16 protein-coding genes are annotated in these 21,199 nt (G+C 63.2%); 9 read left to right on the top strand and 7 right to left on the bottom strand.

Annotated elements, in window-relative coordinates; all coding sequences use genetic code 11:
- The first annotated feature begins 20 nt into the window (after nt 1–20).
- From VHN57_RS18105 to VHN57_RS18120, 4 genes are all read left to right on the top strand, one after another.
- A complete protein-coding gene (locus VHN57_RS18105; protein ID WP_278984295.1) occupies nt 21–608 on the top strand; it encodes a TetR/AcrR family transcriptional regulator in 588 nt (195 codons plus the stop codon).
- A gap of 64 nt (nt 609–672) precedes the next feature.
- Entirely contained in the window at nt 673–2,286 is a 1,614-nt protein-coding gene (locus VHN57_RS18110) for an MFS transporter (protein ID WP_278984293.1), read from the top strand.
- Entirely contained in the window at nt 2,283–3,437 is a 1,155-nt protein-coding gene (locus tag VHN57_RS18115; protein ID WP_278984291.1) for an HlyD family secretion protein, read from the top strand. The genes VHN57_RS18110 and VHN57_RS18115 overlap by 4 nt, the downstream gene beginning before the upstream one ends.
- Nucleotides 3,438–3,442: 5 nt before the next feature.
- Nucleotides 3,443–4,819: an efflux transporter outer membrane subunit gene (locus tag VHN57_RS18120; RefSeq protein WP_278984289.1), complete on the top strand. Its 1,377-nt coding sequence runs from the start codon at nt 3,443–3,445 to the stop codon at nt 4,817–4,819.
- Nucleotides 4,820–5,061: 242 nt separating this feature from the next.
- On the opposite strand, the gene VHN57_RS18125 is transcribed toward VHN57_RS18120, so the two are convergent.
- From VHN57_RS18125 to VHN57_RS18140, 4 genes are all read right to left on the bottom strand, one after another.
- Nucleotides 5,062–5,682 carry a glutathione S-transferase family protein gene (locus VHN57_RS18125; RefSeq protein WP_278984287.1) on the bottom strand — a complete coding sequence of 207 codons (621 nt, stop codon included), beginning with the start codon at nt 5,680–5,682 and terminating at the stop codon, nt 5,062–5,064.
- Nucleotides 5,683–5,706: 24 nt separating this feature from the next.
- Nucleotides 5,707–6,159 carry a MarR family winged helix-turn-helix transcriptional regulator gene (locus tag VHN57_RS18130; protein ID WP_278984285.1) on the bottom strand — a complete coding sequence of 151 codons (453 nt, stop codon included), beginning with the start codon at nt 6,157–6,159 and terminating at the stop codon, nt 5,707–5,709.
- 11 nt (nt 6,160–6,170) lie between these two features.
- Nucleotides 6,171–6,596, bottom strand: coding sequence for an organic hydroperoxide resistance protein (locus VHN57_RS18135; RefSeq protein ID WP_278984284.1), 426 nt, complete (start codon nt 6,594–6,596; stop codon nt 6,171–6,173).
- 460 nt (nt 6,597–7,056) lie between these two features.
- Nucleotides 7,057–8,472, bottom strand: coding sequence for an alginate export family protein (locus VHN57_RS18140; protein ID WP_313041666.1), 1,416 nt, complete (start codon nt 8,470–8,472; stop codon nt 7,057–7,059).
- On the opposite strand from VHN57_RS18140, the gene VHN57_RS18145 reads away from it, so the two are divergent.
- The 3 genes from VHN57_RS18145 to VHN57_RS18155 are packed head-to-tail and all read left to right on the top strand — an operon-like array spanning nt 8,454 to nt 11,748.
- Nucleotides 8,454–9,413 (top strand): chromate resistance protein ChrB domain-containing protein, encoded by a 960-nt coding sequence (locus tag VHN57_RS18145; protein WP_161731679.1) that lies wholly within the window; start codon nt 8,454–8,456, stop codon nt 9,411–9,413. The two genes, VHN57_RS18140 and VHN57_RS18145, sit on opposite strands and share 19 nt — an antisense overlap.
- On the top strand, nt 9,410–10,822 hold the full coding sequence (gene chrA / locus VHN57_RS18150; protein ID WP_125986714.1) for a chromate efflux transporter: 1,413 nt from the start codon (nt 9,410–9,412) through the stop codon (nt 10,820–10,822). Before VHN57_RS18145 ends, chrA begins: the two co-directional genes overlap by 4 nt.
- Before the next feature lie 26 nt (nt 10,823–10,848).
- A complete protein-coding gene (locus VHN57_RS18155) occupies nt 10,849–11,748 on the top strand; it encodes a DUF1259 domain-containing protein (protein WP_202600302.1) in 900 nt (299 codons plus the stop codon).
- Between the two features lie 536 nt (nt 11,749–12,284).
- Here the strand turns inward: VHN57_RS18155 and VHN57_RS18160 are convergent.
- Genes VHN57_RS18160 through VHN57_RS18170 form a run of 3 tightly spaced genes read right to left on the bottom strand, consistent with a single transcriptional unit; the run spans nt 12,285 to nt 16,645 of the window.
- Entirely contained in the window at nt 12,285–15,068 is a 2,784-nt protein-coding gene (locus VHN57_RS18160; RefSeq protein ID WP_313041667.1) for a TonB-dependent receptor, read from the bottom strand.
- 36 nt (nt 15,069–15,104) lie between these two features.
- Complete coding sequence (locus VHN57_RS18165; RefSeq protein ID WP_010335855.1) at nt 15,105–16,100, bottom strand: FecR family protein; 996 nt, start codon at nt 16,098–16,100, stop codon at nt 15,105–15,107.
- Nucleotides 16,067–16,645: an RNA polymerase sigma factor gene (locus tag VHN57_RS18170; RefSeq protein ID WP_010335854.1), complete on the bottom strand. Its 579-nt coding sequence runs from the start codon at nt 16,643–16,645 to the stop codon at nt 16,067–16,069. Before VHN57_RS18170 ends, VHN57_RS18165 begins: the two co-directional genes overlap by 34 nt.
- Before the next feature lie 275 nt (nt 16,646–16,920).
- On the opposite strand from VHN57_RS18170, the gene VHN57_RS18175 reads away from it, so the two are divergent.
- Together VHN57_RS18175 and VHN57_RS18180 are read left to right on the top strand one after the other, a co-directional pair.
- Complete coding sequence (locus tag VHN57_RS18175) at nt 16,921–19,401, top strand: TonB-dependent receptor (RefSeq protein ID WP_029547435.1); 2,481 nt, start codon at nt 16,921–16,923, stop codon at nt 19,399–19,401.
- Between the two features lie 2 nt (nt 19,402–19,403).
- The gene (locus VHN57_RS18180; RefSeq protein ID WP_010335852.1) at nt 19,404–20,957 is read left to right on the top strand and encodes a CehA/McbA family metallohydrolase; all 1,554 of its coding nucleotides are present in this window, start codon (nt 19,404–19,406) and stop codon (nt 20,955–20,957) included.
- The last annotated feature ends 242 nt before the right edge of the window (nt 20,958–21,199 follow it).

Here is a 21,199-nt window from a genome sequence, read left to right on the forward strand (position 1 = left end):
GCCCGCCAGGCGATCGCCTCGTGCCCGCGCGCGACATTTGTCAGGTCGCGCTCCATGTGTTTGCCGACAAGGCTTATGAGGCGGCGACATTGAAGGAGATCGCCGATGAGGCGGGTGTCGATCCGTCGCTCATCTCCTACCAGTTCGGTTCGAAACTCAATCTGTGGAAGGCCGTGATCGAAGACCTTGGCCGGCAATTGCAGGCCCTCCTTGCAGGCCTTTGTTCTGCGGCAGATGACGAGGATCCGGAAGGCTCGCTCCGGTACGCGCTAAGCGAGATCACGCAGTTCATGTGCGAAAATCCGCATATTCCGCATTTTGTCGCGCGCGACGTGTTTCGCGATGACGAACGCACCGAATGGGTGAATGGGAAATTTGTGGCCCCCTTGCTGGAACATCTGGGAGGCCGCATGAAGAAAGCGCAGGCGATCGGCCGATTGCGCCCAGGCCCACCACAAATGCTGATCTTCCAGTTCGGTTATGGCATGGCCATCAACATCATCCGTCGCGAGCAGTTGGTTCACTCCGTGCCGGAGCTTGCGGATGACGAGATTTTCCGTAGCCAGCTGACCGACATGCTGATCGGATCGGTCCTTCGTGATGGCTAGTCGCACATCCGCTTCAGCAGGCGGTAACAGCGGTCATGTGTTCAGGCCTCACGAGCAGCCCTTCATGCCGGGCTCGCCGGCTACCCCCGATCATCCCGCCCCGCGCAAGGTCGCTTATCTGCTGATCGGCCTCTTTCTTGCTATCGTCGGAGGATTTCAGAACGGACTGCTGATCGCGAACCTCGCTATCGTCCAGAGCAATCTTGCCCTGACGCCCGTCGAAGGAGGATGGGTAACCGTTGCGTTCAACCTGACCAACGCCTGCATGAGCATGCTGCTGTTCAAGGCGCGGCAGCAATTCGGCATACAGCGGTTCGTACGGGTGGCCATGTCGGCGCTGCTGCTCGCCAATTTCGTGCAGTTGTTCGATGCGGGCTATCATGTCGAACTGCTCTCGCGCGGCATCGCCGGCATCGCGGGAAGCTGCGTCAGCACGCTGGCCATCTTCTATCTCATGCAGGGGATGCCAGCCAAGGCAAAGATCGTTGCCGTCCTGATCGGCATCGGGCTGGCTCAAGTCGCAATTCCACTAGCGCGCGCTATTTCTCCCGCCCTGCTCGCATCGGGAGATATCAGCCATCTTTTCCAGCTTCAGTTCGGTCTTTCGCTGGTCGCCGTGGGATTGGTCAACATACTCCATTTGCCGCCCGGCGAAACAGTGCGCTCGTTCGAAAGACTGGACCTCTTGTCATTTCCGCTGCTCGCGTCTGGCATCGGTCTGCTTTGCGCCTTTCTCGTCCAGGGCCGCATTGCGTGGTGGGACAAGCCATGGCTGGGCCTCGCGCTGGCCGGAGCTATACTGCTTATCGGGCTGGCCTTCCTGGTCGAGCATAACCGCGCCAATCCCATGCTGCATACGCGATGGATGAGAAGCGGCAATATCCTCGCTTTCGCCTTGACCGCCGCGATGGTGCGCGTCCTGCTTTCAGAGCAAAATTTCGGCGCGACTGGCCTGCTTTCGACGGTCGGCATGGTGAACGACCAGCTCGTCAGCTATTACTGGGTACTTAGTCTGGCGACTCTCCTCGGCTCAGCCGTCTCCATCGTGCGCCTGGACCCGACCGATCTCACGCGTCCGATCATGGTCGCGCTGGGCATTATCACGCTCGCCGCTTTCCTCGATACCAGGTCCGGCATGCTGACCCGTCCGTCCGAGCTCTACTGGACCCAGGCGCTTCTCGCCTTCGCTTCGGTTTATGTAATGGCATCGCTGATGATGCAGGGCATCTTGCGCGCGTTGTCGCGCGGCCCGGATTATATCATCAGCTTCGTAGCCGTTTTCGGTCTCTCGCAGACGATCGGCGGCCTCGCTGGAGTAGCCGCGCTTTCGGCATTCCACAGCTTTCGCGTCAAGGCGCATCTGATGACGATGGGCCAGAGCCTGTCCCTTGCCGATCCGGCGGTTGCCCAGGCCATTGGACAACTCTCCGCCGGGCAAAGCGCAACGCTCGGTGACACCGCTTTGCGGCAGGCGACGGGGGCATCACGCCTGATACAACAGGTGAATCAGCAGGCCTCCATCATGGCGTTCAACGATGTCTTCTTCGTTATCGGCTGCCTTGCCGGCGTCGCCTTCGCAATCACCTTCACCCGCTGGGCCTACCTGCGGCACAAAGGCATCAACCCGTTGGCCGATGAGATGGCTGCACTCCAGACAATGATGAGCCGTAATGCATGAGCACAGACAATAGAGCCAATCCCGACGAGCCGCAGGAACCGGTCGCAGCAGGCACCGTCGCACCGCCCGCGGATCCTGCGTTCAACGACGCCGAGCAGCAGGGTAGCGGGTGGGCGCCGAACCGCTCACGCCGCACCATCATTATCTTCGCCCTTGTCATCATCGCCGGCGTGCTGACCGTCCTCTACGCCTGGGGCCTGCCGCCTTTCCGGTCCGGCAATGCGACCACGGACAATGCCTATGTGCGCGGACAGACAACGATCATCAGTCCACAGGTCACCGGATATGTGACGGCGGTCAACGTCCGCGACTTCGCCGATGTGCGCAAGGGCGCCGTGCTGGTCACGATCGACGACCGCATCTATCGCGCACGCGTGACGCAGGGGGCGGCCAATATCGCCGCACAGATAGCCACGCTCGATAACGCGCAGCAGAACCAGCGATCGAGCGAGGCGCAGGTCCGGTTGCAGGATGCCGCTGTCGCCAATGCCAGGGCGCAACTGGTTCGGGCGCGCGCCGACATGGCCCGGGTCAACGATCTTGTCGGTGAGGGATCGGTATCGCGGCGCGAGCGGGATCAGACGCTGGCGGCGTTGCGCCAGGCGGAGGCCGCCGTGCAGCAAGCCCAGGCGCAGCGGGCTATCGCAATTGAGCAGGTTCGCTCGGTCGATGTCGGGCGCGGTGGCCTGCGCGCACAGGTCGACAATGCCTCGGCCGCGCGCGACCTCGCGCGGGTCGATCTGGACAACACCGTCATAAGGGCGCCGCGTGACGGCCGCCTGAGCGAGGTGGCGGTCCGCGTCGGTCAGCTGGTGTCTCCGGGCACGCAACTCATGTACCTTGTTCCGACCGAGCATTGGGTGGTCGCCAATTTCAAGGAAGCGCAGACCGCGGATATTAAGGTCGGCCAGAAGGCCACATTGCGGATCGACGCTTTCAACGGCGCCCGGCTGACTGGGGTGGTCGAGCGGGTATCACCGGCAGCCGGCAGCGAGTTCAGCGTGATACGTCCTGATACCGGGTCCGGCAATTTCGTGAAGGTGCCCCAGCGGATAGCCGTTCGCATCCGCATCGATCCGAACCAGGACCTTGCCAGGCGCCTGGGGCCAGGCATGTCGGTTGTCGCGACCGTCCACACCCGGGGGGAGTGATGGTGATGAGGCCCGACTTTTTCAGGACAGTGGCGACGATCGCGCTTGCATCGGGGCTTGCAGGCTGTGTGCCCGGCATACCAGCTCCGCCCGCCACCTCGGCGGTCGCGCCGCCGGAGAACTGGCGCACCGCCTTTTCCGATGGCGCGACAGTCGATGGCGAGTGGTGGCAGGCATTTGGCGATCCCCAGCTTGCGGCGCTGGTGGATCTGGCCCGCACGCGCAACAGCGACATCGGCATCGCCATTGCCCGGGTGCAGGAAGCGCGCGCGCAGGAGCGGGCCTCCCGTGCGCTGCTCCTGCCCAGTCTCAACGCTTCGGCGCCCGCCAGCCATGGCCGCTCGCTGACGGCGCTCGGCACGGTGGTGGAGACGACCGTGGCGCAGCCGCAATTCCAGGCCAGCTATGAACTGGACCTGTTCGGCCGCAATCGGGCACAGATCGATGCGGCAGCGTCCGCGACGCGGGCCAGCGACGCCGCGAGGCAAGCGACGATCCTGTCGGTGTCGGCGGCCACTGCGACGGGCTATGTCACATTGCTGGCGCTGGACGAGCGGTTGCATGTGCTGCGCGGGACGCTGACCTCCCGGGAAGCTGCCCTGCGCATCGCCCGCAGCCGGGCAGAAGCAGGATATACGTCTGATCTTGAGTTAAGGCAGGCGGAAGCCGAGTACCGCGCTACGCAGCAGCAGATTCCTGTCGTGGAGAGCGCCATAGCCCGACAGGAAAACGCCCTGTCCCTGCTGACTGCGAGCACGCCACAGGCCATAGCGCGTGATGGGCGGTTTGCAGCACTGCGCAGCCCTGTCGTGCCGGCAGTCGTTCCGTCCGAACTCACCCGCCGCCGCCCCGATATCGTCCAGGCGGAATATGCCCTGGCCGCGACGGACGCCAGACTCCGCTCCGCCCAGCGGCAGTTCCTCCCGCAAATACAGTTAAGCGCAACCGTGGGTGAAATCATCGGCTCGTCGCTGCCGGACAATGTCGACGTCTGGTCGGTTGGCGGGTCGGTGCTGGCGCCGATCTTCGCGGGTGGTCGCCTGAGGGGCCAGTTTGATGCCGCCGCCGCGCAGCGCGATCAGGCGGCATTCGGGTATCAGCGGGCTGTGCTGGGCGCTTTTCGCGAGGTGGAGGACCAGCTCGCGGTCATTGCGCGGCTCGACGATCAGGAGGAGGCCCTGTCGGCCCAGCGCGTGGCCGTGGCTGATAGCTTGCGGCATGCGACGAACCGCTATCGTGCCGGTTACTCCACCTATCTGGAACAGGTAGACGCGCAGCGCGCCTTGCTGTCGGTCGATCTATCGTTGATCCAGTTGCGCAGCGACCGGTTGACGGCGATGATAGCCCTGTACCAGGCTGTGGGGGGCTCACCTCAGCCGTGAAGATGTTCATCCATTGTCGGCAGCCGGACCCGGACGCCAGCCATGCGTATAGGCCTCGCACTTCTATCCTGGTTGGGCTGCCGGCGAGAGGATGGATGAAAACATACGCCGGGCATCGCCCCATGTCGGCAGGCGCCATGACCTGACCGACCGGGGTTTGTCGATTTTGCTGCGTCAGATCGTTGCCGGCAGGGACGAGATATCCGTTCTGGCTGGGCAATCGCTGCGACCCTGCACGCACTTCAATCCAGCGGAATTTGCAGGTCAGGATCGGCCTTCGCCATTGCGGTTCGGAAAGCGGGGCGGTCTGCCACGCGCCGCAAATAGGCGCGCAGGTTCGGATATGGCAAGAGATCGAGCGCGATAAAGCTACGCACCGTCGTCAGCGGGAACATGATCATGATGTCGGCCACTGTGAACATGTCGCCGGCCAGCCATTGGTGGCTTTCCGCGAAATGCGCTTCAAGCGCCGCCAGACTGCGATCCGCCCGATCCCGCATGACCTGGACCATGCCACCGTCATCCATCAGCATCATCATGCACGGCATGAGCGAGCCGTTGGCGAAATGATACCAGTATAGGAACCGCGCGAAATCCGCATGATCGGCATTGAGGGTCAGCCGCCCCCCGCCATGTCTGGCGACGACATAGTCGATGATGGCGCCGGACTCGGCGAGCGTCAGGCCATCGTCGGTGATGACCGGCGCGGTGCCGGAGGGATGCAGCGCCTTGTAGGCCGCCGGTGCGAGCCGCGTCACAGGGTCGCGGTCGTAGCGCACCAGATCATAGGGAATGTCCAGTTCCTCGCAGAGCCAAACGATCCGGTCGGATTGCGAAATGCCAAGATGATGTACGGTCAGCATAATATTCTCCCGGTGACGTGTGTATCAAGGCCGCGCCTGCTGAAGCACCGCGACAAGCGAGCGCACCTGATCGCGCAGTTCCGCGATCGCCGCCTCGTCGATCACCAGTCCGGACGACAATATCGCCGGTACTTTCTCGGCCTCCGAACGAAGGGCGCGGCCTTTGGGTGTCAAGCCGATCAAAACGCGCCGCTCGTCCTGCGCGTCGCGGGTGCGGCTGATCAACCCGGCGACTTCCATGCGTTTGAGAAGCGGCGTCAATGTACCGCTGTCCAGGTGGAGCATGTCGCCAAGCGAGCCGACCGTCTGGGGCTCCTGTTTCCATAACACCAACATCACCAGATACTGGGGGTAGGTGAGGCCTAACTTGCCGAGGATCGGCCTATACAGCCGATTCAACAGATTGGAGGCCGCATAAAGCGGGAAGCAGACCTGCCGGTCGAGATCGAGCGGATCGTCGTCGTTCGGCAGGTCCATCGCTTTCCTTCTCAGTTGACCGACACCGTGATAGCAACGTCGATATTGCCTTTGACGGCGTTCGAGTAGGGGCAGACTGCATGAGCCTTTGCAACGACGTCTTCCGCCGCTGCCTGGTCGAGGCCGGTGATGGTGACATCGAGCGCCACGGTCAGTGCGAAACCACCTGTATCGTTCGGGAGCATGCCGACATCGGCGATAACAACGATATCATCGTCCTTCACCTTGTCCGAGCCGGTCCGCGTCACATGGATCACCGCGTTCCCGAAGCATGCAGCATAGCCGGCGGCAAACAGTTGTTCAGGGTTGGTCGCGTCGCCTTTTCCACCAAGCGCCCTGGGAAGCGCCAACGACAGGTCGAGCAGGCCGTCATCGCTCCTGACCGTGCCGGCGCGACCACCGACCGCCCTGACTTTCGTGCTGTAAAGTGCGCTCATCGCTAACTCCATACTTTATGATAGACACAATAATATTGTGTACAATATGATTATGTCAACCCTGCCGGGGCATGGGCTTGGTGTAACTTCAGGCTCAAGGCTTTGCGCGGGCTTTTCGTGCGAGAAGCTTCTGGCCATCAGGCCGGACTGCAATCTTGCTGGTTGATCGGCAAAGGGGGGCAGCACAGCCGTCGCAGTGCGGATTGAACCGCGATGACAGATTTCTCCAAAAACCCCGTTTCGTACGATCGGTCTTCACAAAATTCGGTCCGAAAAACGCTCGTTTTCTAACCAGCCAATGGCGGGTATCGGACGAAACAGTCATTCAGGCTATTCGTCGGAACGGCAGAAATGTCCCACGACGCGGCGTTCAGCTTCCGGCAGCACGCGACCAACGCACGACGTTCCAGACAAGACGGTGAACGTCAGCTCAGGCCCGCAAAGCCGACATTTGCTGCATTCAGAATGACGCGGTTAGGTTGAACGAGCCATAGCGCGTCCAGCGTTCCGCAGGCGCATTCGGGGCATCACGCAGGAAACGCCCTTTGGCCAGTAACACTCCATCAAACTCGAACCGCAGTTGTTGAGGCACGATCCAGTAGCGGAGGCGCGCCTCCAGCTGATGGCCTGCAAAGTCCCCCGACCTCCCCGATGCGTCGCGCACGCCTGTCGATGAGAAGCTGTCCTCTGGGGCTGCCAACCACATCGCCCGATAGACGGCGAACCAGTCGAACCTCTTGCTCGGCGTCGCTTCGACCCGAAAACCCTGGGTCATCAGGTTCGTCCGCGAGATAGCATTGTAGAGGCCAGCGGGTGCAAGCTCCGCGCGCCGCATTCCGAAAAGCGTGTCGAACCTGCCATAGGAACCGCCGGGCCGGTCGCCACTGGCCCGATCGAATTCCAGAGACACCCGAGGCTTCCACCCTCCAGTAAAGGTATAGCCCATGTCGACATGGACGAAGCTGGCGCTCACCGATTGTCGCAGCGCCGTTGACGCGAGGGATGTGCTGAGGTGCCCCGTCTGATAGAAGGCCTCAACCTCATAGTCGAAGGCACCGGGGCGGGGCTCGGCAATCACACGGCCACCGAATGTATCGAGCGACCGGTCGCGGGTCGGCCGATGGGGGGAATCCCGCTCGCCAAGATGGAAGTAGGTCAGTTCAACGGTCGCCTGACCGAGAACCTTGGCCTTGCTGACCTGTCCGCCCCACAGGACAAGGTCGAATCTCTCGCGATCCAACCTTACGCGCGCGGCCCGGATACCAGCGTCATCTTCCGGCTGACGGACCTGCGGCAGCGTGTAGATCAGGATCGCCTTCCATCCCTGCGGCGCAGCGAAATCGGCCCGGACCCCGGTATAACCGTTGGTGGTGTTGCGATAATCGTCAGCGGCCACGAGACGACGCGATCCCAGGTTCAAGGTCATGCGTCCAGCAGTCAGCGTCAGCTTGGTTCCCCTGCCCAGGGCACCATCAAGTCCGGCAGCCACATAGGCCTGCACTGGCTCCAGCGTGTTCACCTCGTTCGTTGTGACCGGCGTGCCGGAATTGTCGCCCCAGACCCGGCTGTCGAACAGCTCCACCCCCAACCGGATGTCATCACGCCGATACTCGGCCAGGACGTTCGTCCGCAGGTTTACCAGCTGATCGTTTTCGTTGAACCCCGCTCGGGCCTGGCCATCGATAAGCTCGTATCGCAGGCGCATGGTGCCCGTCACGGTCAGTCCATCTGCCGCTACCGAAGTGACCGGCGTTACCTGCTGTGCCCAACCCGCGTGAGGAACGACGGCCGTAACGCCAAGCGTCGCCATGAGATATATATGTTTCACCGAATCAATCATGATGATACATATGCGATATGAATAGCGATGACGCATCAGAATTCTGGCTGGCCCTGCTTCACCAGCTTCCGGCCAAGCCTCCTTATCTGCGAGTGAAGATCTGGCGGCGACTACAGGCGATCGGCGCCGTGCCGCTCAAGAATGCCGTCCACGTCCTGCCTCGCCGGGAGGGGACGGAGAGCGCCTTTCGCGACCTCCTCGCCGAGATTATCTCAAGCGGCGGAGAGGCCGTGCTCATTGAGGCGCGGATGATCGAGGGGCAGAACGACGCGGATCTGCGCGCTCTGTTCGATACTGCCCGCGACAGCGATTATGAGGAACTTGCTCAGGCGGCGCGCTCGCTGCTTGATACGGGTCCGCCTTCCGGTGCCGACATTGGCAAGCTGCAGCGGCGCCTCGCTGAGATCGTCAAGCTGGACTTCTTCGATGCCCATGGGCGACAAGCGGCCGAAGCCGCGATGCGGGAGTTGGATGAAAAGCGCTACGCGCATCCAGATGTTGGCCGCACGTGCGAACCGGCGCAGCTCTCTCCCGCCGATCTCCGGAACCGCGTCTGGGTCACGCGGCGGGGCGTCCACGTCGACCGCATCGCCTGCGCGTGGCTGATCCGGCGCTTCATCGATCCGCAAGCCAGCTTCAGGTTCGTGGATGCGAAGACCCATCAACCGCAGGAGGGCGAATTGCGCTTCGACATGGTCGATGCCGAATTCACCCATGAGGGGGATTGGTGCAGCTTCGAAACGCTGCTGGCACGCGCAGAGCTGACGGGTGACCCCGGTCTCACCGCCATCGGGGAAATCATCCACGATCTCGACATCGGCGACGGCAAATATGGGCGACCGGAGACACCCGGCCTTGGGGCGATGCTGTCGGGCGTCTGCGCGTCAACCGACGATGACCTCCAGCGCATCGCCAGTGCCGGTGACGCTCTCAACCAGTTCCACGCCTATTTCAGTTCGCGAAAGGCCGAGCGATGACCGCGATAACGACCGATACCCAGGAGCTGCCGGATGCCGCTGCAAAGGATCATGGCATCCCGTTCGGCGAGGCGGTGAAGGTCTGGGCGCGCATCGCCTCGCTCAGTTTCGGCGGTCCCGCTGGGCAGATCGCGGTGATGCACCGCATCCTTGTCGACGAGAAGCGGTGGATCGGGGAGGAGCGTTTTCTTCATGCCCTGAACTACTGCATGCTCCTGCCCGGCCCGGAGGCACAGCAACTTGCCGCCTATATTGGCTGGCTGCTGCACAAGACCAAGGGTGGGCTGGTCGCTGGCGCGCTGTTCGTCTTGCCGGGCTTCATCTCCATCCTCGCCCTCAGCTATCTCTACGTGCTGCTTGGACATTCGCCGGTGATCATGGGGCTGTTCTTCGGCCTGAAGGCGGCGGTGCTGGCGGTGGTGATCCAGGCGGTGGTTCGCGTTGGCTCCCGCGCGCTCAAGAATAATGTGATGCGTGGGATCGCGGCTGCGGCCTTCGTGGCCATCTTCTTCCTCGATGCCCCTTTTCCCGTGATCGTCCTGTCCGCCGCGCTCGCCGGATACATCGGTGGACGCATGAGACTGCCCGCGTTCAAAGGTGGTGGAGGACACGGACCCGCGGACGGCAATATCGTTCATGACCGTGATACCGCACTCGGCGAGGGCCTGCCTGCTCATGCCCGCCCCGACCTGGGCTGGTCGTTGAAAATCTCCGGCGCACTTCTGGTCCTCTGGCTCGCCCCGGTCGGACTGTTGCTTGCCATCTTCGGTCCGGACGATGTCTATTCCCGAATCGCTACCTTCTTCAGCCAGATGGCAGTCGTGACCTTTGGCGGGGCCTATGCCGTGCTGGCTTATGTCGGACAGGAGGCCGTCGGCACCTATAGCTGGCTCCAGCCGGGGGAGATGCTCGACGGCCTCGGCCTGGCGGAGAGCACGCCGGGTCCCCTCATTATGGTGACCCAGTTCGTCGGCTTCCTTGCCGCCTTCCGGGAATCAGGCGCCTTGCATCCTCTGATCGCAGCGACGCTGGGCGCCATTCTCACGACCTGGGTGACGTTCGTCCCGTGCTTCCTGTGGATCTTCGCAGGCGCCCCCTTCGTCGAACGGCTGCGGGGCAATCCAGCGCTGTCCGCTTCGCTCGGTGCGATCACGGCAGCGGTCGTCGGTGTCATCCTGAATCTCGCCCTCTGGTTCGCCATCCACGCGCTGTTCCGCGAAGTTCGCAGGATCGACCTTGGCGCGATCTCCTTCGATCTGCCGGTCCTGACTTCGCTGCACCTGCCAGCCCTGGTTCTGGCCGCCGCCGCCGCTGTGGCGGTGTTTCGCTTCAAGATTGGCATGATACCAACGCTGGCAGCCACCTCCGCCGCCGGCATCGCGATCTACATGCTTGGCCTTATTTCCTGACGTCGACCTTTCGAGAGGAGACCCTAATGAAGTCCATGCGTTTGTTGAGCCTGCTCGGCCTGTTTGCGCTGAGTGCCCCCGCCTATGCAGCCGAACCGTGGGAGCAGGCGATCGCCACATCCTTCGGCAAGGCCGGGACGGAGATGCCTGGAGGCGTCTATCGCATCGCGCTGCCGCGCAGTGACCTGAAGGTGACGCTGGACGGCGTGGGCATCAAGCCTGCGCTGGCGCTTGGCTCATGGCTTGCCTTCATGAGCCATGGCAGTGGCGAGGTCATGGTGATGGGCGACCTCGTGCTGACCGATACCGAGGTCAATCCGGTGATGGCGAAGCTCGTCTCCAACGGCTTCGAGATCACGGCCCTCCATAATCACCTGCTGCGCAACACGCCGCACACCATGTATATGCATATCGGCGCCACTGGAGATCCGGCGAAACTCGGCAAAATTCTCCACGACGCGCTGGCGCTGAGCCAGACGCCCCTGACGGCGGCACTAGCACCGGCTCCAGCACCGGCTGATACGATCGATCTGGACACGGCGGCTATCGACAAGATCATGGGACGCAAGGGCAAGATCGGCGGCGGTGTGTACGCCTTCGGCATCCCCCGTGCCGAAGCGCCGCGCGATGGCGGCATGGCGCTCCCGCCTGCCATGGGATCAGCCATCGCGATCAACTTCCAGCCGACGGGCGGTGGCAAGGCTGCAATCACGGGCGACTTCGTCCTGGCCGCTTCCGAGGTCAATCCTGTGCTGCGCGCCCTTCGCGAGAACGGCATCGAGGTGACGGCGCTCCACAACCACATGCTCAATGATGAGCCGCGCATGTTCTTCATGCACTTCTGGGCGAATGATGACGCGCAGAGGCTCGCGAAGGGCTTGGCCGCTGCGCTTCGCCATGTGTCCGTCGCGCCGAGTGCGAACTGACGCGAAGCCGCCCGCAATATGTAGTTCGACACGGACGCTGTCATATCCTCAGGATGGAACAGCGTCCGCCCTCTTGCCGAGATGCCCGATGCAGCAAAGCCGCAAAAGGCTTAATCGCGCTGGCAGCTGTCCAAGTAAGAGATAGCGGGTTTCGGCGAGAACTGACATTTAACGGATCGAACGAGAACGGCGGGAAAGTCCCACGATCTTCCGGCAGCCCCCGACCAAATCGTGCCATTCAGATGAGGTCGCTGGAGTGTCCGCTGACACCGAAACCGGTCTTTCTCAAGCGAGACAACGGCTGGTCTGCTACGCGCCCGGTCCAAGTCGTAGAACCGAGATTTCACCACGCCTAGGAGCGGACATTCAGATCATGCGCAACGGGCTGTCGGCCGGCGTTGCCGTGAGAGGCTGACGAAAGCCGGTCTCGCGTTCGATGATTCGATTAACCGCGGGAACCCGCTGAATATGCGAGAGGAGCATGTGCGTAATCGTGATCTCGCGCTCAGCGAGCCCCCCTAGAGTTTGCGCATGTTTCAATAAGAAAGACGATATGTCGCTCGAACCGTACGCCCGAATTCTGGCCGGGCCAGGAAATAGCGCGCGTTCATGCCCCCGGCATCAAAGGAACCCATGCGTGGATTGCCTTCGGTCAGCCCAAGGCTGTTGGTCAGGTTGGTGCCATTCAAAGTCAGCGTCGCATGATCGCTGATCTGTGTGCTTACCTCGACATTGATCATCGAAAAGGGAGGCAGGCGCTGCGAGTTCGCGATGTCAGCGAAACGCGCGGAATAACGCGTGAAATCAGCGCTGAGATGCAGGCGGCCCGAGATGAGATCGACGCTAGGGCTTGCGCGCAGGGCGATGCGCGGCACCCGAATAAGCTGATTGCCCGTCACGTCATGGACCGCGACCGTGCCGCCCGACAGTTCGCTGTAGCGAAAATCTCCATAGCGTAAGTCTTGCACCGTCGCCTGCATGTCGATGCTGAGCGGGCCGATCAGCCGAGCATGGGCTGAAACTTCCATGCCAGTTGCGGTTGTGTCGGCAACTGAGGTCTGGCTGACATAGATGCTGGTGGCAGGATCGAAGCGATAGTCGGTGAAGGGCAGCCGCTTGAAATGGGTCCGGAAAAGGACGGCGGAGAAGTTCCAGTTGCGCCGCTGCACGATCAGGCCGGCCTCCGCCATGGCGATCGGGACGATGGCCTCGTCCGTGCGATCGGGGTCGGCATAGAATTCCGACGCGCTCGGCAGGCGGGAAATGCGGGTGGCGCGCAGGAACAGGCCGGTCCCCGGATCGGGATTGAAATTGATGCCCGCCGTCATGCTGAAGCCTGAGAAGTGCCGATCGATAGGTTGGAAAAGACCCGTGCCGGCCAGCACGCTATCGTCCGCCAGGGTCGTCGGATCGCCCAGATCGACCGCCGAGGACAGTTCCATCCTGCCGCCGATCCGCGTCCGTTCCCACCGTCCGCCAAGGTCGATGCGCCAATGCTCGCCCAGCTTCCATTCGTCAGCCGCATACACGGCCAGATTGGCGGTCTTCAGGGTCACGCCGTCGAACAGCGAGCCATAGCGGACGAAGCCGTTGTCAGTCAGCGATCCGACCCGCCGCCCATCCGCATCGACCGCCCCGACATCCAGCCGCCGCGCCTGTCCCCGCACGTCGAGCAGCACCGTCCCCATCGTGCGATCATAGTCGAGGCGGCTGTCGGCATAAGTCAGGCCCAGCGCCAGATCATGCTGTCCCCACTGGCTGACCTGCCCGGTCAGGCGCGCGTCGCCGATGAATTCGCGCATCGGCAAGGCGACGGACAGCAGGTTCGCGCCCACGACCAGCCCGTTGCCATTGCTGTCGGGCAGGAAGGCGCGGCCGGTCCCGGCGTCGCGTATCTCGACTTTGGTTGCCATGGGAAAGGCGGCCGCAAGTTGGGGCCAAATGGTCGAGACATAGCTGTCGCCCGATTGCGGGCGGCCGATCGGGAACAGGCCGTCGCGGGAGGTGTCGCCCGTGCGCAGGCGCACCTTCACCTCCAGCGCGGCACCTCCACCAAGCGCCCGCCGCCCGAACAGCGTGTAGAAATCGATGCGGCTGCGCGTTCCCTTCGACAGGTCGAAAAGGCGAGAACCTGAGGGCGTCTTGAACGCGACGCTGGCATTATCGGGGCCTGCCAGCGTGTCGTACAGGGGATCGAAGCCGGGAACGGCGTTGACCCGCCCGGCGCCGTCCACCTGCAAAGGTACCGGCAGGTAAAGGATGACGCGGTCGTCGAGATGCTTGACGTTGAAGGACAGGCGCGTCGTCCCATCGTCATACTGGACCCCGGCCCGAATCTGCCCGCCCCGGTCGGCGGGATAGCCCGGATCGCGCAGGCCGTCGTCGCGGCGGTAGAAGCCGCCGATCGCAATGCCGAGTTCGGGCGTCAGGCGCATCCCCGCATAGCCGTCGATCCGCGCATAGCCGAAATTCCCGCCCGTCGCCGCCAGCGTCACGCCCGGCTTCTGCAGCGGATTGCGGGTCAGGAAATCGATGCTGCCGCCCGGCGCATTGCCGGCGAAGATGGCGGAAGGCCCGCCGCGCACCGCTTCGATATGGTCGATGGTCGCGTCGCTGCGGAAAATCTGGTCGGTGTTGAGATAGCCGAGACCGCCGTCATATTGCACCGGCAGCCCGTCCTCCAGCAACGCGACGGAGGAATAGCCGTCGGTCGGGATGCCGCGCGACCGGATATTGTTGCTCGCTTCGCCGCCGGTGCTTTCCACCCAGAAACCGGGGATCTGCTTGAACAGGTCGGCGGTCGATAGCGGTCCGGCGCGAGCCAGCGTCTCGGGGTCGATCCGGGTCAGCGCATAGCTGAGCTGGGTCGCGGTGACGGGCGTCTGCAGCGCGCGGCCGGTGACGACGATCTCGGCAGGAACAGCAACCGGCGGCGGGGCAGGCGACGGGATGGGGGCAGGCTGCGGACTGCGCCGGGCGCGGGCGGGTGGAGCCGGTTGCGCCGCCCGCAGCGTGACAATCCCTTCGCCGAAGCGCGCGACCGCAAGGCCGCTGCCGCGCAGCAGCCGGTCGAGCGCGCGCCGCGACGGCATTCTGCCCTTCACCAGCGGGCTGCGCAGCGCGGCGGCGCGCGCATAGGGATAGAGGATCTGCACGCCTGCCTGACGCGCAAACTGGTCGAGCGCATCGGCAAGGCTTTGCGCGGGAATGTCGAAACGGGGCTGCGGGGTGGCGGATCGGCTACCCGGCGGCGGCGCTGCCTGCGCGGGCGCGACCATGACCATCGCCATGACAAAGAAAAGGCCGCGACTCCGACGCATCACGCTCCAGTGGCGTTCCTACGCGACAGCTTCGTGTCAGGCGCGGAAAGCGCCCCGGTTTCCGCCTGTCCGGAACAGCATCATCCTGTCTCCTTCCCTGCGGTGACCGATGCCGAAGCCGTCCTGCAGCGCTGTGAGGAAGGATTGCGGATCGGCGGTGCGGAAGGTGCCGCCGAGGCGTGTCGCGCCCAGCCCCTGATCCTGCACGACCAGCTTGACCTTGAGATAGCGGTTGAACTCGCTGATCGCCTGGTCGAGCGCCATGCCCTGGAACATGATCTCGCCCCGCTCCCAGGCCGTCGCGCGCGACAGTGCTTCGGGCGACAGCGCTTCGACATGCACGTCGGCGTTGCTGACGGCGAGCATGCTGCCGGCATTCACAGTCTGAGCCGATGTGCCGCGCGTGATCGTCGCCGCCTGTCCCGAGAGCACCAGCAGCCGCGCGAGCGCCGGATCGATCCGCAGGCTGAACTTGCCGCCGCTCAGCCGCCCGTCGATCGGATCGCTGTAGAGGCGAAAGGGCTTTTCGGCGTCCTTCACCAGAAGGGTCGCTTCCCCGCGCTCGATCCAGAAATCGCGCCTGTCATCGTCGAACCGCCACGCCACGCGCGTATCGGTGTTGAGCATCGCCTGACTGCCATTCTGCAGGCGCAGGATGCGCCGCTCGCCCACCGCCGTTTCGGCATAGGCCCGGCGCGGCCAGGCGAGGAAGGTTCCGGCTCCGCCCACGGCCAGCAGCCCGGCGACGCCGCCCGCGACCGCGCGGCGCGACAGCATCGCGGAGGGTGCGGGCACGATCTCTTCCTCCGCTTCTGTCTCTTCCAGCGAGACTGGGTCCAGCATCGCGGGCAGGCGCGGATCGGTCGTCCGCCGCCACGTCGCCGCAACTTGCGCGAAGGCAGCTGTATGGCGCGGGTCCGCGCTGCGCCAGGCTTCAAATGCTTCGGTGTCGGCGGAACCACAGTCGAGCGCGATCAGCCATTGAATGGCCTCGTCGCTCAGACCTGTTCCAACCTGTTCCTGCTCTCGCATTGAGGTGCCTGCTCCGCCTTCGCCGGTCTGTCCGCCTGATTCCGCCGCTCTACCAACAGGCGGAGGGCTCTGACCAGATGGGTTTCCACGGTGGAGACGGAAATATTCATCTTCTCCGCTACAAGCGCCGGAGAAAGTCCTTCAATTCTCCGCAGATACAGCGCCTCACGCATCCGGGGCGGCATGTCCTGCATGACCCGGGCGATATGGTTCAGTTCCGATCGATCCATCGCAACCACGTCGGGTGTCGGCTCCTGATCCGCGATCTCCAGCGACAGCAGCACGGCGCCCTGGTCGATCCGCACCACGTCGGCGCGCCGGAACCGCTCGATGGCCAGGTTGCGGATGATGCGTATGGTGAAGGCGTGCGGGCTGGCGATGGCCGCCCATTTTTCCAGTGCGAACAGCCGGGCATAGGCTTCCTGGACCAGTTCCTCCGCTTCCTCCTGCTGGCGCACGAGGCTCAGCGCATAGCGGCGATGCTCCTGGTGGAAGACGAAGACATGGTCGGCAAACCAGATGTCGATGTCGCGAAGCATGGACATTTCTCGATGCGCTCCATCGGAATCGGCGGGTGGAGCGCGTCACCTAAGGCGCGGTTGTTACATTCGGTTGACACTGCACCGGGCAGGACGATTCGCCGCCATCGGGAAAAATATTTTCGGGTGGAGTAGCGGCGGTGCTCCCCTCCACCGTCTGCGCCCCGACAGTTCAACGCATGGCCATTCGCCCATGCCGGCAGCGCGACACGCTTCCGGCAACGGGGACCGCTGCGCCTGCGCCGGGACTTTCAGGAACGGACATGAAGGGGACATCGACCATGAAATCTTTGCGCATCACCACATCGCTCATCGCTTTATTGTGCGCTGGCGCAACGCCCGCATTGGCGCAGGAGCCGGCCCCCGCCGACAATGCCGTCGATACGCAGGGCGGCAATATCGACGACATCATCGTTACCGGCCGCGCGGGCACCGATGTGCGGACCAAGGCGGAAACCAGCTATTCGGTCACCAACATCAACGAGGAAAATCTGCGCCTCCAAGCCCCGACCAGCGTTACTGAAGCGCTGAAATCCGTGCCCGGCTTCTGGGTTGAGGCGTCGGGCGGCGAAGCGTCGGGCAACGTCCGCGCTCGTGGCGTACCGGTCGACGGCTTCGGCTCGGTCCAGCTTCTGGAAGACGGCATCCCGGTCCAGCATGATCCCGCGCTCGGCTATCTCAACGCGGACCAGGCATTCCGCATCGACGAGACGATCGAACGCATCGAAGTGGTGCGCGGCGGCCCGTCCTCGCTCTTCTATTCCAACGCACCCGCAGGCGCGATCAACTTCATTCCGCGCAAGGTCGGCGACTGGGCCGAGGGTCTTGTCAAGGTGACGCTCGGCGCGGACAGCCTCTATCGCGCCGACTTCTGGATCGGTGCGCCGGTGGGCGACTGGAAGGTCGCGGTCGGCGGCTTCTACCGCTCGGAGGGCGGTGTGCGCGATCCCGGCTTCACCGCGAACAAGGGCGGCCAGATCCGCGCCACCGTCTCGCGCGAGTGGGAGAATGCGAAGTTCAGCGTCGACGTGAAGCGCGTGGACGATATCGTCGCCTTCTACACCGGCATTCCGATGCGGACCTATCCTGATGGCGATATCCGCGCGGTTCCCGGTTTCGACGGGCACAAGGGCACGGTCGCCGGGCCGGAGACGGCGCATATCAAGATGCGTCAGGGCGATGGCAGCATCTATGATTTCGACAACACCGTCGGCACGCAGATCAAGCGCACGCAGATCACCACCAATTTCGAGATCGAGCCGATGGACGGCTGGAAGATCACCAACACCTCGCGCTACAACGACACGACGACGCGCCGCAACGGCGTGTATCCCAACAGCCTGCAGAGCGCCGCGAGCCTGCTGACCGCCAATGCCGGCCTGCTGGCCCAGGCGCCCGGCGCGACCGCGCTGCAGCTGCGCTACACCAATGGAGGCCAAGTCTTCGACACTGCCAACCAGAACGGCAACGGCCTGATCATCAACGGCGGCCTGCGCGGTATCACAATGCCGGTGAAGGAGTTCATGAGCGACACGCGCATTGCCCATCGCTTCGAAATGGGATCGACTACGCACGACGTCACCTTCGGCTATTATTTCGCGACGATCGACCAGTATTTCAGCCGCTATTCCTCCACCGCGCTGCTCGACGTTCAGGACAATGCCCGACTGCTCAGCCTCGTTGCGGTCAACGCGGCGGGCTCTGTGGTGCGCAGCTTCTCCGACACCAACGGCATCTACAAATATGGCTATGAGTGGGAGGACGCGCATGGCGAGCAGACGACGCACGCCCTCTATCTCACCGACGAATGGCAGATCACGCCGAAATTCCGGCTGGACGGCGGCGTCCGCTGGGAAAGCATGAACGCACGCGGATCCGTGGCGCTCAAGCAGACGGTCAATCTGGGCACGCCCTCGACCTCGTCGATCATCACCGGCAGCGGCCTCACCGCCAATTATGACCGGACCTTTAAGCATGCGACGGCGACGGCGGGCGCGAACTATCAGTTCACCGATCGCGCCGGCATGTTCGCGCGCTACACTTATGCCAACCGCATGCCTGGTCTCGGCAATTATATCACCAGCCCGACCGCGACGCCGATCACCCAGACCATGCACCTGGGCGAGGCTGGCCTGAAGTATAACAGCCGGTTCTTCGACGTATATGCCACCGGCTTCTGGACCAAGTACAACAATGTCGGCTTCACCAATTACCGGTTCGACATCAACACCGGCGCGTCGCGGACCGAGGCACTGTTCGCCAATACGCAGACCTTCGGCGTCGAACTGGAAGGCACGGTGCGTCCGGCGCGCTTCTTCGACATGTCGGCCACGCTGACCCTGCAGGACCCGAAGTATAAGGGGCTGGTCTATACGGACTCGGCACAGCGCGTGAACGACTATGACGGCAACCGCCTGATCCGCGTGCCGACCGTCAGCGTGCGCGTCGTGCCCGCAGTCAACCTGCTCGACGATCGGCTGCGCATCCAGGCCGCCTATGAATATCAGGGGCCGCGCTTCGTCGACACGGCCAACTCGGTGCGCCTGCCGGGCTATTCCGCGATCAATCTCAGCGCCCGCGCGCAGCTGACCGAAAGCCTGTCGCTCTATGGCTATGTCGACAATCTCACCAACTCGCTGGGCCTGACCGAAGGCAATCCGCGCGCGGGCGAAGTGCAGAATGCCGATGCCGGCGCGAACACCTTCATCGCGCGTCCGCTGATCGGCCGGAACTTCCGCGCCGCCCTCATGTACAAGTTCTGATCATGAGGAAGGGGATCGCATCGCTCGCCGCCTTCGCTCTTGCTCTGTCGCTGTCCGTGCCTGCATGGGCCGGAGCGCCGGAACCGGCCACGGCCGAGGCGGCAAAGGAAGCGGTCCCCTATCAGACGCTCACCGGCACGATCACCCGATCGGACTATGAGCAGTATCGGCAGGTTCCCTTCGATCTGCCGGCGGGCGTCACGCGCGTCACCATCCGTTTCAGCTATGGCGGCAAGGACAAGAAATCGGTCATCGACCTGGGCCTTGCCGACCCTGAGCGGTTTCGCGGATGGAGCGGCGGGTCGCGCGACCATATGACCTTGAGTACCGAGGATGCCACGCCGGGCTATCTTCCGGGGCCGTTGCCGGCCGGGCGCTGGAACCTGATCCTTGGCGTCCCAAATATCCGTGAAGGCGCGCAGGCGCCGTTCGAGGCCCGCATCTTCATCGATCGCGCTCCGGCGGTGACGGCGTTCGAGGACGCCCCGCTCAACCCTGCGCCGGGCTGGTATCGCGGCGATCTGCACATGCACAGCGGCAACAGCGACGGCAAATGCCTGTCGCAAAAGGGCGAGAAGGTACCATGCCCGGTCTATCGCACGGTCGAGGCAGCGGCAGCGCGCGGCCTCGATTTCATCGCGCTCACCGACCATAATACAACCGCGCATTTCGATGCCCTGCGCGGGTTGCAGGGCGCGTTCGACAGGATGCTGCTGCTGCCGGGGCGGGAGGTCACGACCTTCTTCGGCCATAGCAATGTGTTCGGCCCGACCGACTTTCTCGATTTCCGCACGCTCGCATCCACCTATGCCGAAGCGGCCAAATGGATGGACGCGGTGAAGGCGCAGGGCGGCATCGTCTCGCTCAACCATGCCGGCGCGCCCTCGGGCGAGATCTGCATGGGCTGTGGCTGGCGCATCGCCGACCTGCCCCCCGGCACGGTGCAGGCGGTCGAGGTGGTGAACGGCGGCACGATGGCGGAAACCGGATCGGCAGAAAGTCCGCTGCAGGGGCTCGGCCTGTGGCGCAAGCTGCTCGACAGCGGCCAGCACGTCACGGCGATCGGTGGCAGCGACAATCACAATGCCGACATTCCTGCCGATAAGCCTGGAGCCATCGGAACGCCGACCACCGTCATCTATATGCGCAACCTGTCGACACAGGGATTTATCGATGGCATTCGATCCGGCAGGGCATTTGTCGACATTGACGGGACGCGCAACCGGATGATCGATATTTGGGCGGAGAGCGAAAGCAACAAGATCGCCATGGGCGGCACATTGTTTGCCTGCAGGGGAGCGTCGGTGAGGCTGGTAATCTCTGTTAAGGGCGTATCGGCCGGCATCATCGATCTGCTTATCGATGGTCAGAAACATCAGCTTCGAGTCAATCAGGATCGTCGCGAAAATGTGTTTGACTGGGTGTCCGACGGCGCACAACACTGGATCAGCGCAAACGTTCGCACAAGTGATGGTCGTCTGCTCCTTGTTGGCAATCCGATCTATGTGGATGTTTGTCCGTCGTCACAACATTTAGGCTCAGATTTCATTGATTGATCCAGAAAATCACGGTTGCAGCGATGCAAATTGCGGACAGACTGAGGTGATTTCCAGCAGCCGCATCTGATGGCAACCATCTTGGGCTGCCCGCCACAAACCTGCCAGTCTCTTCTCGGCCAGTCCCGCGCATCCCGGGAACGATCATCAGGGCTTCAGGAATGGCAGGTGTTAGATGGGGACCTGCCATTGCCGGCCCGGCTCGCGAACGACCGTTTTGTCCCAGGTGCCGTATCCGGCTC

It is taken from the genome of Sphingobium salicis subsp. salicis (assembly GCF_049472635.1).
Taxonomy (GTDB): Bacteria; Pseudomonadota; Alphaproteobacteria; order Sphingomonadales; family Sphingomonadaceae; genus Sphingobium; species Sphingobium yanoikuyae_A.